This is a genomic window from Sphingomonas populi (assembly GCF_004208535.1).
GTDB classification, from domain to species: Bacteria; Pseudomonadota; Alphaproteobacteria; order Sphingomonadales; family Sphingomonadaceae; genus Sphingomonas; species Sphingomonas populi.
The window spans coordinates 68,376-83,380 of record NZ_SGIS01000022.1 but is presented as its reverse complement, the minus strand read 5'-3'; the positions used below and the strand labels follow the sequence as shown (position 1 = coordinate 83,380).

Here is a 15,005-nt window from a genome sequence, read left to right as displayed (position 1 = left end):
TCAATTTGCTCCAGCACGACACCCGAAAACTCTCCATCCGCAGAAAATTTAAACACGCCGGATGGCACGACGACTATCTCTCTTCTCTCCTCGCTCAAATGCGATAGCCCTGCTTCCAGGGAGGGGACAAACACGTCGCTTATTTAAGCGCGGCGAGGTCGGTCTTGGCCTTGGCCAGCATCGCGTCGGTCAGTTTGCCTTTGGACATGCCCTGAAGATCGAGCAGCCCCATGCTCTTGAAGCTCTCGTACATCGGATGGACGAGCAGACCCGGAATATCTGCGTTGAGCACGGCCTTGCCGGCGGGGTCGGCGGCGATCGTCTCGACCGGCGTGTCGAGCGTGAACTTCGCGACGGGCGTGGCAGCAGGTGCCGCCGGAGGGGTCGCGGGGGTCTGCGCGAGCGCTGGCGCGGCGACGGCGGCAAGCAGGAGTGCGGCGAACTTCATGGGAGACCTCTTCACGATCGACGGCGAATCGCCACCGCGAAACGATCTAACCGCCAATTGTGTCGTTCGAAATATGCTGCGGCGCAGCGACGCCCCGGACGGATGAAGACCCGTCCGGGGCGATCGTCTCGCTTAGGCCAGTTCGCCTTCGAGCCAGGCCTTGAGCCGGCCCTTCGGCTCAGCACCGACCTTGGTGGCGGCCGGGACGCCGTTCTTGAACAGGATCATCGTCGGGATGCCGCGCACGCCGTACTTGCCGGGTGCATCCGGGTTCTCGTCGATGTTGAGCTTGGCGATCGTCACCTGCTCGCCGAGCTCCTCGGAAATCTCTTCGAGGCTCGGCCCGATCATCTTGCACGGCCCGCACCATTCCGCCCAGAAATCGACGAGCACGGGGCCATCGGCCTTGAGGACATCGGTATCGAAGCTGGAATCGGTGATCTGCTTGGTGGCCATCTGGTGTCTCCTTGTTCGAACGGTAACGTAGGGTGCGCGCCCGCCCGGCTCAAGCCGCTTCCGCCTAGCTTTGCTGCGCGGCCGCAAAGCCCGGCTTGTGCGCGGCGAGCAGTTCGGGCGGAAGCGCGAACAACGCCGGCGCGCCGGTGTAGAGCAAAGCCGCCTCGACCGGCCGCTCGGGGAAGATCACCCTGAGCGCCTCGACATAGGCCGCCATCTGCCGGACGTGATACGGCGGCACCTCCGCCAGCGATTGCGGCGCGCGGCGGCCGGTCTTGAAATCGACCACGATGATAGTCTCCGGCGTCACCAGCAGCCGATCGACCGTGCCCGACACCACCACGCCATCGCCAACCACCGCCGCGATCGGCGCCTCGGCGAGCGCATCGGGACCGAACAAAGCGGCGAAGCGCGGATCGTCGAGGATCGCCAGCACCGTTTGCGATATCTCCGCGCGCGCCTCGGCATCGCCGACGCCGCCCGCCCCCGCCAGCCAGCGATCGGCAGCGGCGGCGCGGGCATCGGGCGCGATCGGCGGCAGCCGCTCGAACAGCGCGTGGATCAGCCGGCCGCGCTCGGCGGCTTCACGCATCAGCGGGGTCGGCGGTGGATCGGCGACCGCATCGTCCCCGAGCGACGAGGGCGAGAGCGGACGCGGCGGGCGCGCTTCTTGCGGGGCGGGCTGATGCGCCCAGTCCGGCACCGGCGACGGCGCCTCTGCCATCGCCGTCCCCCTGTCGCGCCGCTTGACCGGCTTTAGCTCAACGCTGCCGATGAAGCTGCGCGTGCCGTCAGCCTCGCGCTCTACGCCAAGGTCCGTCATCGCTAGGTCGGCGGCGGCATACCAGCTTGCCGGCGGCGGCTCGCCCTTGGCGAGCGGACCGAGCGAGCCCGCGATCACCAGCCGCTCCTCGGCGCGGGTGGCGGCGACGTAGAACAGCCGCCAATGCTCCTCCAGTTCACGCTGCGCGGTCGCCTCGGCGATCTCGGCGAGCGGGCCAGCTTCCTCCTTGCGCGGGCGGAAGATCGGCAGCGTGGCGGCAATCTCGTCCACCGGCCATTTGAGCGTCGTGCGCGGTGATTTGGTGGGATCGACCGCCGCATCGGCTAGGATCACCAGCGGCGCCTGCAACCCCTTGGCGCCATGCGCGGTCATCACGCGAACCGCATCGAGCGGCGCGGATGGATCGCGCTTGATCTCGACCTCGCCGCGATCGAACCAGTCGAGGAAGCGTTGCAGCGAGGGCGTGCCCTGCGTCTCGAACTGAAGCGCGGCGGTGAGCAGTTCCTCGATCGGATCGCGCGCCTCCTGCCCCAGCCGCCGCAGCAGCGCGCGCCGCCCCCCGAGCGGCCCCGACAGCAGCTCTTCGAGGAACTGGTACGGCGTGGCGATATCGGCCCGATCGAGCATCCCCCGAAGCGGCCCGAGATCGTCGCCGATCGTGCGTTCGAGATGCCGCCACAGGCTCCCCGACCCGCGCGGCGCGGCGGCCATCAACCGCTCCTGTGTCCAGCCGATCAGCGGCGAGACCAGCAGCGACGCGAGCGACAGATCATCCTCGGGCTGGAGCACGAAGCGGATCGCGGCGAGCAGATCCTGCACGCTGAGCGGCGCGTTGAGCCGCAACCGATCGACGCCGGCGACCGGCACGCCCTCCGCATACAGTCGCGCGACGATCAGCGAGGCGAGATCACCGCGCCGCTTGACGAGGATCATCACGTCCTGCGGTTCGAGCACGCGGCCCTTGCTCTCCAGCATCAACGTGCCGATCCAGCCCTTGATCGTACGCGCGATCCGGCGTGCGAGTTCGCGCGTCGAATCGGCGATCCAGCCTTCCTCGTCCTCCTCGCTGCCGCCCGCGACGATCAGCGGCCAGAGCGTGACGGTGCCGGGGCCGGGCACTTCGCTGGCATGGCGTTCGAGCACCGCGACCGCGCCAAGCCCCGGCTCGGGCAGAACCGCCATCGTCGCATCGACGAACTCGAGCACGGGCCGGGTCGAGCGGAACGACTGAGTCAGCGACAGCCGGTTCCACGCGCCGGCTGCGGTCGGATGGCCGAGCTTGCGCAATTCCGCCTCGGCATTCCACGCGCCGCGCGCGAGCTTGCCGAACCGATCCTCCGCCGCCGCGAAGAACGCTGGGTCAGTGCCCTGAAAGCCGAAAATCGCCTGTTTGAAGTCGCCGACGGTGAAGAGTGTGCGCGTCTCGCCGCCGTGTGCGCCCTCGCCCGCGAAGAACTCGTCGGCGAGCGCACCGATGATCGCCCATTGCTCGGGATTGGTATCCTGCGCCTCATCGATCAGGATGTGCGACGTTTCGCGGTCGAGCTTGAAGCGCACCCACTCGCCGATGCCGGGCTGATTGAGCAGGTCGATCGTCGCGGTGATGAGATCGTCGAAATCGACCGCGCCGAGCCGCCGTTTCGCGCGCGCATACGCGGCGGCATAATCGCGCCCGACATCGAGCGCGTCGGCGAGCAGATCGGCATACACGGCGCGGTGGCGCATCGACAGCAACGCGCTCGCCGCCTCGCCGACCGATTGCGCGAGATCGGCATAGTCGACATCGGCGTCGAGCAGCTTCTTCGAATATTTGCGCGGCTCGCCCTTGGCGGTGAACGGCACGGTGACGAGATCAACCAGCATCCGCGCGCGCATCTCGGGGTCAGCCTCGATCCAGCATTCGGCGATGTCGGCGTGGTTGCCGCCAGTGGCAGTGCCCCATGCGCGATTGGCGGCGGCGAGCCGCGCGACCGCGTCGCAGTCGAAGTCGTCGTCGCTGCACCCCGCGACGATCGCCGCCTCGATCTCGCCCATCGGCAGATCGAGCTGGCGCCGCACGAAGGCGCGCACGCCCTCGGCGCCCATTGGTAGCGCCGCCATCGCCTTGGGCGCGCGCGCGCAGGCGATCAAGAACTTCTCCGCCTCGCCCTCGCCCAGCCGCACGCTGAGCGCACCGACCGCCTCGACTGGGCGCGTGCGCCCGTCGCGATCGGCATCGACAAGCAATTCGGCCAGCGCCTCACGCGCGAGCACCGCTTCCTCGCGCGCCTCGATCGGGCGGAAGCCGGGCGCCAGCCCCGCCTCGACCGGGAAGGCAGCGAGCAGGCTCTGGCAGAAGCCGTGGATCGTCTGGATACGAATTCCGCCGCCGCGCGCGTCGAGCACCTTGGCGAACAGGGTGCGCGCGCGCTGGTACATATCGGGCGTGGTTTCCTCGCCGAGCGCGCGCAGGTCGAGAAACAACTGCGTCTCGGGCATGCGAACCCATGCCGCCAGCCGCTCCCCAATCCGCCCCGCCATCTCGGCCGCGCCCGCCTTGGTGAAGGTGAGGCATAGGATCGCCGACGGATCGACCCCGCGCAGCAGCAGCCGATAGACTCGCGCGGTCAGCACCTGCGTCTTGCCCGTGCCCGCCGAAGCGGAAAGCCAGACATGGCCGTCGGGCGCACTCGCACGCGCCTGATCGTCCTTGAGCGGCGGCAGCGATGTCGTGCCGCTATCGCTCACGGCCATACCATTCGTCGCGGCGCATCAACTGGTCATACTCGCTATAGGGCGCGAATTCGGGGTGGAGCTTGGCGGTGAACGCCTCCCCCCCGGTCAGCCAACGGCCGACCGCTTCGCTGAAATGGTGCGCGGCAAGCGTGGTGAACTCTTCGGGCAACACCTTGTCGTACTTGCCGGCGGGATCGACCGGCGAGGTGACGTAGCCGAACTGGTCGGCGCGCTTGCCAAGCGACCAATATTCGAAGCCGCGCGCCTGACCGGCGATCCCCTCATACCCACCGCGCTCGGCGATCAGGCCGAGCAGACCGAGTTGCAGGCTGAACCCCGCGCGCACGGCGGCAGGCGACGGCGGCATGCCGGTCTTATAGTCGATCACGACGAGGCTGCCGTCGGCGAGCCGGTCGAGCCGGTCGAATGTGCCGTTGAGCGTCACGCCGGCGAAATCGATACTGCCCTTGCGCTCGACCGCGATCACTGCGCGGCCCTCCTCGGCCTGTTTTTCGATCGTGCGCGCGATCCAGTCGATCGCCTGCATCAGCCGGGGCTGCCACAGCGCCCGCATCATCGGGTGCGTGCGTTCGTCGGCCAGCATCGCGCGGGCGCGGTCGTGGAGCTTGTCGGGGTGGCAAGCGTCCTCGCGCGCCCATTCCTCCAGGATCGCGTGAACGGCGGTGCCGCGCCATGCCGCGCTCGGATCGGCATCGACCGGATCGAGCGGAGCGAGCCGCAGGATCTGGCGTGCGTAGAAGGCGAACGGATCGGCCTTGAGGCGATCGACATCGGTGACGGCGATCTGCTTGGGTCGAAGCGTCGCGTCGGGCGACGGCGCCGGCTGATCGACGGGATCGTGCGCGCCGGGATCGTCGAGCGCGCGCGTCCAGCGTTCGAGCGGCAGCGCCCGGCCGCGCGCCCAGGTCTCCCCGGCGAGCGCCTGCAACCGCAGCCAGAACCCCGAGGCGATCGCCGGCTGCGTGGCATCGCGCCGCGCGCGGGTGATGAGCGCATTCGGCGCACCCAGCGCGCTCGCGAAATCATGCGCGGCCATCCCGACCGCGCGTTCCTGCCCCGGCAGACCCAGCATCGCGCGGATGCGCGGCGCCAGCCACGGATCGGGCGCCGGCTGGCCGGGCCAGACACCTTCGTTGAGGCCGCCGAGGATCATCAGATCGGCGGTCTGGAGCCGCGCTTCGATCAGGCCGTAGATGGCGAGGCGCGGATGCCCGTGCTGCTGAGGCCGCACCGCGATCTCGTCTATCAGCGTGCGCAGCAAAGCAGCGAGCGAATCGGGATCGACCAGCACTGGGCCGTCGTCGGCACGCGCCTCGAGATCGGCAAGGAAATCGGACGCGGCACGGCCGGCGGGGCCGCTCCACAACATATCGCCGCACAGAGCCTGCGCGGTCTCGCGCAGCGCGGCAACCAACGTACCGAGCGGCTGCGCACCGGCCTCGAACACCGCTTCCAGCGGCGCGAGCAGCGCGCGGGCCTCCGGCCACCACACCGCAGCAGCGGCGCGGCGTGCCGCCTCGCGCTTGGGCGCGTCGGCGAGATGCGCGTCGATACCGGCCAGCCCCGCCGCCGGGCGCGGCCCGCGCAGCACACGATCGAGCTTGCGCGTACCCTCCAGCCAGCCGCGCCGCCCGTCGCCCGCGCGCACCAACGGATGCTTAAGCAAGGTCAGCAGCGCGAGCGGCGCGAAACGTTGCGCGGCGGCATCGGCCAGCGCGAGCAGCAAGGTTCCCGACGGCAGGATCGACAGCGGCCGCCCGGCGGTGTCGTCGATGTCGATCCCCCAGCGCCCGCAATGCGCCGCCACCCGCCGGGCGAGCGCGCGGTCGGGCGTGACCAGCGCCGCCGTCCGTTCGGGCGTTTCCAGCGCCTGCCGCAGCGCCAGCGCGATGGCCTGCGCTTCCTCGCCGGGGGTTGCCAGTTCGGCCGCCTCGATGCCGGCAAGGCGACGCTCGGCGGCAGGAAGCTCGGTCCATTTGCCGGTGAAATCGGCCGGGGCGAGCGCGCTGGCGATCGCCTTGCCGCGCGCCGCCGTGGCGTCGAACTCGCTGCCGCCCCGCCACACCGATACCTCGGCGCGGTTGAAGCCCATCCGGTCGAGCAGCAGCTTGAGGTGGAATTGCGGGTGAGTCTCGATCGAGCGTTTGATGGCGCCGGTAACCGGATCGGGCGCATGCGGGCCGAGCGCCTGCCACTCCGGCTCGTCCATCGCCGTGGCGAGATCGGCGAACACGACCATGCCGCGCTCCAGCGTCGCGACCCGGCCCAGCAGCGCGGCGACGGCGGGCGCGGTGTCGGTGACGCCCGCCGCACAAACGAAGCCAGCGGGCGGCGCATCCTTCCAGCGCACCGCCAGCCGCCGCAGCAGCCGCGCGCGCCGGTCGGCCAGATCGATGCACCCAAGCCGCGCCAGCTCGGCGGGCCAGCGATCGAGCACCAGTCCGAACAGATCGAGCGCACGGTGCCAGTGCGTCGACAGCTCTTCGCCGAGCTCGATCTCACGCAGGCGGTGCGGCGGCACTTCCTCGACCAGCAACTGGTCGAGCGTCCGCGCGAGGTCGCCGGCCAGCCGCACCGCCTCGGCGGCGTCGATCGGCTGGCCGGCACGCTCGCGTGCCGCCGCGACCAGCCGCGCGAGGATCAGCCGGCGCTGCATCGGCGCCACCGCCGGCGGCACCGGATCGGCCTCGTCGGCAGGATCGAGCGCCGCGCCCGCCGCCTCATCGAGCGCCGGATCGCCGAGCGCGACGAGGCGCGGCAGCAGCAGCCCACCGCCGCTCGCGCGAACGAACGCATCGGTGACAGCGCGCTTGGCACGGTTGTTGGGCAGCAGCACCAGCCCGCGCGCGAGGCCGAGCGGTTGCTCGCCGAACCGCCGGATCAACCCCGCCGCGAGCGAGTCGGCGAACGCGCGATGGGCCGGGATCGTGTAGAGATGCGGGCGTGCCCGCTCAGCCATCGGCGAGGATCGCCTCGGTCTTGCCGATCGCCGCCGGCGAACCGACGTCGAACCACAGCCCTTGGTGGACCATGCCATAAGCGCGGCCCGCCTCGATCGCGCGTTCCCAGAACAGCCGGGTCGAGAACGCCCCCTCCGGCCAGTCGCGGATCACGCGCGGCGAGAGGATCTGCACGCCGGTGTAGACGAACGGCGCGGGCTTGCTGGGCGTGCGCCAGCCGGTGATACGGCCATCGGGCGCGAGCCGGAAGTCACCTTGCCCGACATGGTTGTTCGCGCGCGCGAGCGGCACCATCAGCAACAGCGCGTCCATCCGCGCGTCGTCCCATTGCGCCGCGAGTAGCCGGATCGCATCGCTCGGCCCGTCGATCCACAGATTGTCGCTATTGACCACCACGAATGGCGCATCGCCGATCAGCTCGCGCGCCTGGACGATGCCGCCGCCGGTCTCCATCAACTGCCGGCGTTCATCCGAGACGACGACCTCGATGCCCTTCACGCGGTTGCGCAAATGCGCCTCAAGCGCGTCGGCGAGGTAATGCACGTTGACGATCGCACGCTTGACGCCCGCCGAGCGCAGCCGGTCGAGCACATGATCGATCAGCGGCTTGCCGGCGACCTCGATCAGCGGCTTGGGGCGTGTCGCGGTGAGCGGGCGCATCCGCTTGCCCAGTCCTGCCGCCATCACCATCGCGGTTTCGGGCACGCGCGCATCGGGCACGGGGCGCAGCGCGAGCGTCTTCTTGGCGGTCATGCCTGCATCACCTGTATCGGATCGCCGCGCAGCGCGGGCGGGATGTTGGCGTCGAACCACGCCGCGACGGGCGCGAGATCGGGATGCGCGAGATCACGTTCGAGATAGCCCCACACGCGCGGGCACAGCGCCGCATAGCGCGGCTTGCCATCGCGCTGCCACAGCCGGGTGAAGATGCCGACGATCTTGGCGTTGCGCTGCGCGCCGAGCACGCGGTAAGCGGTATCGAACGCGTCGCCCGCGCCGGTTGCGGCATGATAGCGCGCCAGCATAGCGGCCTCGATCTCGACCGGAACGTCGCGCCGTGCATCCTGAAGCAGCGAGACAAGATCATACGCCGGATGGCCGGCGAGCGCGTCCTGAAAATCGAGCAAGCCGAAGCTGCCGTCTTCGAGCAGCATCAAATTCTCGGCATGATAATCGCGCAGCACCGTCACACGCGGGCCTACGAGCGCGGCGTCGAACACCGCATCCCAAGCGGCTACATAACCGGCGAGATCGGGTTCGATGCCAACCGCCGGGCAATACCATTCGGGGAGCAGATTGACCTCGCGGTGCAGAACCGCGCGATCATAAGGCGGCACATCACCCGCTTCATGCGTGTGCAGATCGACGAGAATGTCGATCGCCGCGCCATACAGAGCGGTCTGTCGCTCCGGCTCGGCATCGGCGGTTTCGCGCAACCGATCGTCGCCGAAATCCTCCAGCAGCACGAGGCCATGCACCAGATCGCTGCCGAGGATCGCCGGCGCACGAAAGCCACGCTCGGCGAGCCAGCCGGCGATAGCGATGAACGGGCGCGGGTCTTCCTGCGGCGGCGGCGCGTCCATCAACACCGCGCGCCGGTTCGGCGCGACGATGCGGAAATAGCGCCGAAACGAGGCATCGCCCGCGAGCGGCAGGATCTCGGCATCGCCCCAGCCGAGCGCGTCGAGGAAAGCGCGCGCTTGCGGCGGCGGAATCATGGAAAGGGCCATCGCGCTCTCCATGCCGCCGGCACCTGCGCTGTCAAGCGGCGCCCGCCGTCGGGCGTAAAATCGAGCGCCAGCGCCAGCGCGTGCGGCCATGCGCCCGGCGCGCGATCGGGCCATTCGACAATCAGCAACGACTCCGCCGCCGCCTCGTCGAGCCCGAGTTCCTCGATCTCTTGCGGTTGTTCGATCCGGTAGAGATCGACGTGAAGCACCGGCAATGCGGTCTCCGGCGGCGCATAGGGCTGGACGATCGCGAAGCTGGGGCTCGGCGCCTCCCCCTCCAGCCCGAGCGCCGCGAGCAGACCGCGCGCGATGCTGGTCTTGCCCGCGCCGAGCGACCCGGTCAGCGTGATGACGTCGCCCGGCCGCACCAGCGCGGCGAGCCGCGCACCAAACGCAGCGCTCGCCGCTTCATCGGGAAGATCGAGCGTCATCGGTTGCGCGGCAACAGGACGGTGATCGCGGTGCCCTCGCCCGGCTCTGACATCAGCTCGATCGTCCCACCATGCGCCTCGACGAACTGCTTGGCGAGCGGCAGTCCCAAGCCCAGCGCGCGTTCGCCGTCGCGAGTCACGTCGGGCTGCGCGAAACGGTCGAACGCGCGCGCCACGGCTTGCGGGCTCATCCCCGCCCCGTCATCCGACACAACGATCCGCGCCGCGCGCGAATCGCCATCGACATGGAGCAGGATTCGTCCGCCCTGCTGCGTGCCGACGACGGCATGGCGAAGCAGATGCTCGATCACCTGGCGAATTCGCTTGGTGTCGCCGCGCACGATCCCGGCGGAGGGCATCACCTCGACCACGAACTCGAGCGTGCGCCGCTCGACCAACGGCGCGACCGCCCGCGCAGCACCGCGCGCGAGTGGCACCAGATCGACCTCCTCGCGGACCACCGCCGGCTCGGGACCATCGCTCTGGGTGAGATCGAGCACGTCATCGACCAGCGCGCCGAGCCGCTTTACCGATTCGAGGATCGCGTCGACATAACTCCCCGCCGTATCGTTGAGCTTGCCGCCATAGCCGGCGCTCAGCATCTCGGCGAAACCGCTGATCGAGGTGAGCGGCGTGCGCAATTCGTAGCTCATATTGGCGACGAACGAGGTCTTCACGCGGTCGGCCGCCTCCAGCGCCTCGTTGCGGTCGCGCAAGGCCGTCTCAATGCGGCGGCGGTCGGTGGTGTCGAGCATCGTGAACAGCCCGTTGCCATCGGGCAGCGGCACTGCGGCGAATTCGAAATAGCGCCCGTCGGCGAAGCGCACCTGCCCGCCGCGCTGCTGGCGCTCGACCGTCGCGGCGCGGACCAGCTCGCCGATCAACGCCGCCCGATCGGGATTGGCGAGCCGCGGCGCCGCCTTCTCGGCCAGCGCATCGACGCGCGGATGCGTGGCGAGGAACGCCTCGTCGAGATCCCACAGCATGCGGAACTTGTTGTTCCAGAGCTGCAACCGGCCATCGGCGGCGAACACGCCGAGCGCCTCGAACAGATTCTCGAACGTCGCGGTACGCACGCGCAACAGCGTGTCGAGGCCGCTGGCAAGCTGGACCTGCTCGGTGCGGTCCTCGAAGATCAGCAGCAGGCCGCCATCGGGCAACGGCTGCGCCACGACGCGCAGATGCACGCCGCCGGGCAAATGCCACTGCTCCTCGATAACCCCGCCAGTCGCGACGAACCACGCGCGCCGCTCCGCCTTCCAGCCGGGGAAATCGCGCACTTCGGGCAGGCGATTGCCTTCGCGCATCCGCTCCAGCACGCGATCGAACTCGGGCGAATCCCCCAGCCACTCGCTTTCGATACCGAAGATGCGCTGGAACGGCTGGTTGAAGAAGGTCAGCGCGCGATCAGCGCCGAATTGGGCAACACCGGCAGAGAGCCGGTCGAGCGTCGCGCGTTCGGTCTCGCCCAGCCGCTTGATCGCCGCGCGCGCCTGTTCGAGATCCTCGATATCCACCGCGAACCCGGCCACGCCGCCATCGGGCATCGGCACGTCATAGACGCGCAGCATCCGCCGCTCGCCCTTGATCGTCGCCGGCATCGCCTTGACCTGCAACCGATCGCTATCGCGCGCCGCGACCGCCCCGGCGAGCGGCCCGCCCCGCCCACCCCCTTCGAGCAGCTCAAGCCCACGCCCGACCGCATCCTCGGGATCGGCGGCGTCGACCGCATCGGCATAATGGCTGTTGACCATCGCCAGCCGCATATCGGCGCCGCGATACCACATCGGCATAGGTGCTGCTTGGATCAGCCCGGTGAGCACGTCGAACGCGCGGTGCGCGGCGGCGACCTCGTCGCTCAGCCGCTCGATCTCGGCAAGGTCGTCGGTCGCGTCGAACACCCACAGCACGACCCCGCCGGGCGCGCGCAGCTCGCTCGCCGCTTTGGCGCCACGGATCATCAGCGCGCGCGACGACCCGATCGCCCGCACCGACCGGCTGAACGGCCGCCCCGATTTCTGCGCCGCCGCGATCTCGGCAGCAAGCGCATCAGCATCCCGCGGCGACAGCCCGCCCGCCTCGCTGGCAAGATCGGCGAGATAGCGCGGAGTCGTGGCCAGGCCGAGCCAATCGCCGAATTGATCGGGCGCATCGAGCCGCCCGTCAGCGCGGACGATAACCGACAATGCGGGAGAAGACCGCATCAGCGCCGTAAAACGCGCAGCGGTGTCGATCGAGTCCGTCGCTGCACGGCGCGCGCTGAGGCCTAGGAACAACACCCATCCCGCACCGCCGATCAGCAGCGCCAGCAGCACGCCCGCGAGCGTCAGCGTCATGATCGGCAGCTCATGCATCACCCACGGTTCCTTGCCGGGTTAGGCCGACCGCGTCGATACGAAAAAGGGCTGCGGATTGCGCCGCAGCCCTTTCCTCTGGTCGGACGTGTCCGATCAGTAGCGGTAATGATCCGGCTTGAACGGCCCCTCGACCGGCACGCCGATGTAATCGGCCTGCTTCTGGCTGAGCGTGGTCATCTTCACGCCGAGCTTTTCGAGGTGCAGCGCCGCGACCTTCTCGTCGAGGTGCTTGGGGAGAACGTACACGTCGTTCTTGTAGTTCTCGGCCTTGGTGAACAGTTCGATCTGCGCGAGCGTCTGGTTGGTGAAGCTCGCCGACATCACGAACGACGGGTGGCCGGTCGCGTTGCCGAGGTTCACGAGGCGGCCCTTCGACAGCACGATGATCTGCTTGCCGTCGGGGAACTCGACGAGATCGACCTGCGGCTTAACCTCGGTCCACTTGTAGTTCGACAAAGCGGCGATCTGAATCTCCGAGTCGAAGTGGCCGATGTTGCAGACGATCGCCATGTTCTTCATCGCCTTCATGTGATCGGCGGTGATGACATCGGCGTTGCCGGTGGCGGTGACGAAGATGTCCGAGCGGGTGACCGCCTCTTCCATCGTCACGACCTCGAAGCCCTCCATCGCCGCCTGCAGCGCGCAGATCGGATCGATTTCGGTGACGAGAACGCGCGCGCCGCCGTTGCGAAGCGACTGGGCCGAACCCTTGCCGACGTCACCGAAGCCGGCGACGGTGGCGACCTTGCCGGCGAGCATCACGTCGGTGCCGCGACGGATCGCGTCGACCAGCGATTCCTTGCAGCCGTAAAGGTTGTCGAACTTCGACTTGGTGACGCTGTCGTTGACGTTGATCGCCGGGAACGGCAGCTCGCCCTTCTTCGAGATCGCGTACAGGCGGTGGACTCCGGTGGTGGTCTCTTCCGACACGCCCTTGATGTTCTTGACGGTCTCGGTGAGGTAGCCCGGCTTCTTGGCGATGAACGCCTTCAGCGCGCGCTGCATCTCGACCTCTTCCTCATTGTCGGGCTCGGGCATGGTGTGGCCGGCTTCGAGCTTGGCGCCCCACAAAGCGAACATCGTCGCGTCGCCGCCGTCGTCGAGGATCATGTTGCAGGTCTGGCCGTTGCCATCGACGTCCCAATCAAAGATCGAGCCGACGTAATCCCAATAGTCCGCGAGGCTCTCGCCCTTGATCGCGAACACCGGCACGCCCGACGCGGCGATCGCGGCGGCGGCATGGTCCTGAGTCGAATAGATGTTGCAGGTCGCCCAGCGGACATCGGCGCCGAGCGCGGTCAGCGTCTCGATCAGCACCGCGGTCTGGATCGTCATGTGCAGCGAGCCGGTGATGCGCGCGCCCTTCAGCGGCTGCGACGCGCCGAACTCGCTGCGCAGCGCCATCAGGCCCGGCATCTCGGTTTCGGCGATGTTGATTTCGGCGCGGCCGTAATCGGCGAGGCTGATGTCGGCGACGACATAGTCGTTCTTGCGGTCGAGTACGGTGGCCACGTGAGAAATCTCCGGATTACGCGGTTGGATGGCCGGCGCTCTAGCGCGAGATCGGCTTCGGATCAAATATAAAGATGTCTTTATATGACGCCGACCGTTCCCCCGCGAAAGCGGGGGTCCAGAGCCACGGACGGCAACGCCTGCGGCTCTGGACCCCCGCTTTCGCGGGGGAACTGAAAAGTTCGCGCGCCATGTCACATCCGCGCCCGCTCGTTCGTCAGGTTTGCACAACCCTGAAGGAGCCTGACGATGACCGCACGCGTACACTATTTCGCCGCCGCGCCCGAGCTGATGAAGGCATGGTTCGCTTTCTCCAACCAGGTTGCCGAGAGCGGACTCGAAAAGCCGTTGCTCGAACTGGTCAAGATCCGCGCCTCGCAGATCAACGGCTGCGCCAACTGCCTCAACATGCACACCTATGAAGCCCGCCAGGCCGGCGAGACCGAGCAGCGGATCGCGCTGATCGCGGCATGGCAGGAGGCCCCGGTGTTCACGGACCGCGAGCGCGCCGCGCTCGACTGGACCGATCATCTGACGCAGATTGCCACCCGGCGCGCACCGGCCGATGTCTATGCCGCGCTCGCCGCGCAGTTCAGCAAGGAGGAACAAGTGAAGCTGACGATGGCGATCAGCGTCATCAATACGTGGAACCGGATCGCGATCGGCTTCGACATGTTCGATCCGAGCTACGGCTGGCCCAATTCCGGTGAAAAAGCGTGAGCGGCAGCGCCGCCGAGTTCGACGCGCAGCGGCCGATGTTGCTGCGCGTCGCCTACCGTATGCTCGGCTCGATCGCCGATGCCGAGGATGTGGTGCAGGACGCATGGCTGCGCTGGACGGCGGCGGATCGCGGTGACGTGATCGTCCCCGCCGCCTTCCTGCGCCGGACGGTGACGCGGCTGTGCCTCGATCACCTCAAATCGGCACGCGTGCAGCGCGAGGATTATGTCGGCCAATGGCTGCCTGAGCCGATCGTCGAGGATTCGCCAGAAGACGATGTGACGCTGCCGCTGATGCTCGCGCTCGAACGACTCTCGCCCCTCGAACGCGCCGCCTTCCTGCTCCACGACGTGTTCGGCGAAAGTTTCGAGGACGTCGCCGATGCGCTCGGCCGCGATCCCGCCGCCTGCCGGCAACTCGCCGCGCGGGCGCGCGCGCATGTCCACGCCGAGCGGCCGCGCTATCCGGTCGATCGCGCACATGGTCTGGAGATCGCGCACGCCTTCTTCGCGGCGGCGCGCGGCGGCGAGATCGGCAAGCTCGGCGCGCTGCTGGCGACCGACGCGGCGATGTATTCGGACGGCGGCGGCAAGCGTCCGGCGGTGGCGCGAGTCATCCACGGCCCGGACGAGATCACCCGCACCCACGCTGCGCTGGCCAAGCTAGCACGCGGCAGGGCAGCCGAGCTGCTGCGCTATACGCTCGTCAACGGCCTGCCCGGCTTCGTCACGCGCGAACCCGACGGCATTTTGCAGACCACGGCGCTGCTGATCGAGGATGGGCGCATCAAGGCGATCTACGTGATGCGCAACCCCGACAAGCTCCGCCATCTCGCGCATCTGGACAGGTGACGCACGCCGCTTGCGCCCCC

General features: G+C 68.6%; 11 protein-coding genes. 2 read left to right on the top strand and 9 right to left on the bottom strand.

The window, feature by feature from the left end:
• Positions 1–139: 139 nt before the first annotated feature.
• The 9 genes from EWE75_RS14845 to ahcY all read right to left on the bottom strand — a co-directional run bounded on the left by EWE75_RS14845 (position 140) and on the right by ahcY (position 13,414).
• Complete coding sequence (locus EWE75_RS14845; protein ID WP_130158843.1) at positions 140–448, bottom strand: hypothetical protein; 309 nt, start codon at positions 446–448, stop codon at positions 140–142.
• Between the two features lie 132 nt (positions 449–580).
• Positions 581–904 (bottom strand): thioredoxin TrxA, encoded by a 324-nt coding sequence (gene trxA / locus EWE75_RS14840; protein WP_130158841.1) that lies wholly within the window; start codon positions 902–904, stop codon positions 581–583.
• 64 nt (positions 905–968) lie between these two features.
• Positions 969–4,421 (bottom strand): double-strand break repair helicase AddA, encoded by a 3,453-nt coding sequence (addA, locus tag EWE75_RS14835; protein ID WP_130158838.1) that lies wholly within the window; start codon positions 4,419–4,421, stop codon positions 969–971.
• On the bottom strand, positions 4,405–7,383 hold the full coding sequence (addB, locus tag EWE75_RS14830; protein WP_130158836.1) for a double-strand break repair protein AddB: 2,979 nt from the start codon (positions 7,381–7,383) through the stop codon (positions 4,405–4,407). Before addB ends, addA begins: the two co-directional genes overlap by 17 nt.
• Positions 7,376–8,137, bottom strand: coding sequence for a nucleotidyltransferase family protein (locus tag EWE75_RS14825; protein WP_130158833.1), 762 nt, complete (start codon positions 8,135–8,137; stop codon positions 7,376–7,378). The genes addB and EWE75_RS14825 overlap by 8 nt, the downstream gene beginning before the upstream one ends.
• Entirely contained in the window at positions 8,134–9,102 is a 969-nt protein-coding gene (locus EWE75_RS14820; RefSeq protein ID WP_165388395.1) for an aminoglycoside phosphotransferase family protein, read from the bottom strand. The genes EWE75_RS14825 and EWE75_RS14820 overlap by 4 nt, the downstream gene beginning before the upstream one ends.
• Positions 9,099–9,545, bottom strand: coding sequence for a tRNA (adenosine(37)-N6)-threonylcarbamoyltransferase complex ATPase subunit type 1 TsaE (gene tsaE / locus EWE75_RS14815; RefSeq protein ID WP_130158829.1), 447 nt, complete (start codon positions 9,543–9,545; stop codon positions 9,099–9,101). Before tsaE ends, EWE75_RS14820 begins: the two co-directional genes overlap by 4 nt.
• Complete coding sequence (locus tag EWE75_RS14810) at positions 9,542–11,899, bottom strand: sensor histidine kinase (RefSeq protein ID WP_130158857.1); 2,358 nt, start codon at positions 11,897–11,899, stop codon at positions 9,542–9,544. The genes tsaE and EWE75_RS14810 overlap by 4 nt, the downstream gene beginning before the upstream one ends.
• 96 nt (positions 11,900–11,995) lie before the next feature.
• Positions 11,996–13,414 carry an adenosylhomocysteinase gene (gene ahcY / locus EWE75_RS14805; protein ID WP_130158827.1) on the bottom strand — a complete coding sequence of 473 codons (1,419 nt, stop codon included), beginning with the start codon at positions 13,412–13,414 and terminating at the stop codon, positions 11,996–11,998.
• 249 nt (positions 13,415–13,663) lie between these two features.
• Here ahcY and EWE75_RS14800 point away from each other — a divergent pair, with 249 nt between their 5' ends.
• A complete protein-coding gene (locus EWE75_RS14800) occupies positions 13,664–14,134 on the top strand; it encodes a carboxymuconolactone decarboxylase family protein (RefSeq protein WP_130158825.1) in 471 nt (156 codons plus the stop codon).
• Positions 14,135–14,169: 35 nt separating this feature from the next.
• The gene (locus EWE75_RS14795) at positions 14,170–14,985 is read left to right on the top strand and encodes a sigma-70 family RNA polymerase sigma factor (RefSeq protein WP_165388394.1); all 816 of its coding nucleotides are present in this window, start codon (positions 14,170–14,172) and stop codon (positions 14,983–14,985) included.
• Positions 14,986–15,005 lie beyond the last annotated feature (20 nt).

Bases quoted from the DNA above. Each gene is read 5' to 3' on its own strand.
- tsaE (WP_130158829.1), bottom strand. From the start codon at position 9,545: ATGACGCTCGATCTTCCCGATGAAGCGGCGAGCGCTGCGTTTGGTGCG.
- addA (WP_130158838.1), bottom strand. From the start codon at position 4,421: ATGGCCGTGAGCGATAGCGGCACGACATCGCTGCCGCCGCTCAAGGAC.
- EWE75_RS14810 (WP_130158857.1), bottom strand. From the start codon at position 11,899: ATGCATGAGCTGCCGATCATGACGCTGACGCTCGCGGGCGTGCTGCTG.
- EWE75_RS14800 (WP_130158825.1), top strand. From the start codon at position 13,664: ATGACCGCACGCGTACACTATTTCGCCGCCGCGCCCGAGCTGATGAAG.
- trxA (WP_130158841.1), bottom strand. From the start codon at position 904: ATGGCCACCAAGCAGATCACCGATTCCAGCTTCGATACCGATGTCCTC.
- EWE75_RS14795 (WP_165388394.1), top strand. From the start codon at position 14,170: ATGTTGCTGCGCGTCGCCTACCGTATGCTCGGCTCGATCGCCGATGCC.
- EWE75_RS14820 (WP_165388395.1), bottom strand. From the start codon at position 9,102: ATGATTCCGCCGCCGCAAGCGCGCGCTTTCCTCGACGCGCTCGGCTGG.
- EWE75_RS14845 (WP_130158843.1), bottom strand. From the start codon at position 448: ATGAAGTTCGCCGCACTCCTGCTTGCCGCCGTCGCCGCGCCAGCGCTC.
- EWE75_RS14825 (WP_130158833.1), bottom strand. From the start codon at position 8,137: ATGACCGCCAAGAAGACGCTCGCGCTGCGCCCCGTGCCCGATGCGCGC.
- addB (WP_130158836.1), bottom strand. From the start codon at position 7,383: ATGGCTGAGCGGGCACGCCCGCATCTCTACACGATCCCGGCCCATCGC.